Below are 1,941 nucleotides of genomic sequence, written 5' to 3'. Positions count from 1 at the left end.
CATCCGGGCCAGCCCTACGCGGACCAGGCGTATCCGGGCCAGCCCTACGCGGACCAGGCGTATCCCGGGCAGCCGTATCCGGGGCAGCCGTATCCGGGGCAGCCGTATCCGGGGCAGCCCTATCCGGGCCAGCCCTATCCCGGCTATGCGCCCCACCCCGGGTCTCAGAGCTCGGTCTTCAGCATCCTGACCTTTATCTTCGGCGGCATCGCGGTCCTGCTCTCCCCGTTCATCTTCGGAGTGATCGCCCTGATCCTGGGCGGCATCGCGAAGCGCCGCGGGGAGCGCCTGGCCCGGGTCGCCCTCAGAGTGGCCTCGATCTGCATGATCGGCGGCTTCATCCTCAACTTCCTGGCCCGGGTCTCCTACTACAACTTCTAACCCTGCCCGCCCTGCCCGCCCCGCCCGCCCTGCCCGCCCCGCCCGCCCTGCCCGGCCCGCCGCCGCGTCGGCCGAGAGCTGGCCGGAAGCCTGCGTGGCTCCGGCCCGCAGCCTGGAGCGCATGCCCGGCTGGCGCTGAGGGTCGTCTCGGCGGCGGGGAGGCAGCTCTGAGCGTCAGCCGGGTTTGCCGCAATGCCGCTTAGAGAGACCGGCAATAGGCGTCACTTGAGTCGGCGGGTGGTGGGTCGAGTGTCCCAGCGATAGAGGGTGCGAGCCCGGTGGATGAGTTGACGGATCGTGACGATCGCGGCTGTCAGGTACAGGTAGAAGTCGATGATTTTGGCGTTGCGGTCGGTGCAGCGGCGGATCTTGCCGAAGCCGTTGACCCACGAGTTCGTCCGCTCGACCACCCATCGCTTGCCGACCTGGATCGGGGCAGGCACGCCCTTGCAGGCGATCTCGGCGTCGAAGCCGATCTCGTCGAGCAGGTCACGGCAGCGTTTGCTGTCGTACCCGCGGTCGAGATGAGCGGTGACCTGCTCAGGCCAGAAGTGCCGCAGCTGGGTGCTGCACGCTTCGAAGGTGTCACGTAGCAGCGGTGAGTCGTGCCGATTGGCGGTGGCACCGACGATCCCGAGCGGGATGCCATAGCCGTCCACGCCGGTCGAACGCTTCATCCCGCCCTTGCCGCGGTCGACCGGTGACCTGCCGGCCCGGTCACCGCCACACGGCGCTTTCGTGATCGCGCCGTCGGCGCTGACATCGGCCAGGTCCAGGCCGATCATCCGGTCATAGGCGTCCAATGCCAGCTCATGGACCTGCTCGCCCAGACCGGCTTCGGCCCACGAGCGCAGACGGCGGCGAATCGTGCGATCCGAGCAGCCCTCGGAAGCGATCCGTTCGTAGCCGGAGCCGTGCACCAGAGCGGCGATGACGTGCTCGAACACGACCCGATCCGGGACCCGCCGGCGGTGGCAGCCCAGCGGATGTCCTGGATTGAACTCGGGTTGCTCAGGACACAGCACGGCGAACTGGACCCAGACCGGTTCGAACAACGAAGATGGCAGCGCAGGCACGGGACCCCATCGGTTACAGAGCGTAGAGAACTCCGATAATCGATGGACCCGTGCCTGTTTGCTGCCCTGGGGTACCCGCCTGCCCGGATCTTGGACCTATTGCCGGTCCCTCTTAGCCCGTTCGGCCTGGGTGGTGCCCTGCGGCGTTGGAGTGGTGTCCGATGTGTTCGGTGCAGGTGGGTGGGGGTCGTTGCGGGCCGGGAGGTTCGGTCGCTCGGTGGTGCTTCGCCGGGCCGGCGTGGGCGATCGATGCCGGTGGGGCGGCCGGGGTCCGCGCTCGGTATCGAAGGGGCGGCCGGGGTCCGTGCTCGGTATCGAAGGGGCGGCCGGGGTCCGCGCTCAGCCCCGGTGGGGCGGTAGGAGTCCGCGCTCGGCGCCGAAGGGCGGCCAGGGTCCGCGTTTGGCGTCGGTGGGGCGGTGGAAGTCCGCGCTCGGTGCCGGTGGGGCGGCTGGGGTCCGCGGTGGGTCGGGTTCGGGGCGGTGG

At 69.5% G+C, this 1,941-nt stretch carries 2 protein-coding genes; one reads left to right on the top strand and one right to left on the bottom strand.

Going from position 1 to position 1,941, the window contains the following annotated elements; translation table 11 throughout:
* A partial coding sequence (locus Apa02nite_RS11235) for a hypothetical protein (protein ID WP_373872898.1) occupies window positions 1–381 on the top strand: 381 nt, incomplete at its 5' end.
* Between the two features lie 221 nt (window positions 382–602).
* Here Apa02nite_RS11235 and Apa02nite_RS11230 read toward each other — a convergent pair.
* Window positions 603–1,457: an IS5 family transposase gene (locus Apa02nite_RS11230; protein ID WP_203825004.1), complete on the bottom strand. Its 855-nt coding sequence runs from the start codon at window positions 1,455–1,457 to the stop codon at window positions 603–605.
* Window positions 1,458–1,941 lie beyond the last annotated feature (484 nt).

Origin of the sequence: Actinoplanes palleronii, assembly GCF_016862315.1 — a bacterium.
Taxonomy (GTDB): Bacteria; Actinomycetota; Actinomycetes; order Mycobacteriales; family Micromonosporaceae; genus Actinoplanes; species Actinoplanes palleronii.
Note: the sequence above shows the minus strand (reverse complement) of the source record. Positions and strands in the feature narration are given on the sequence as shown.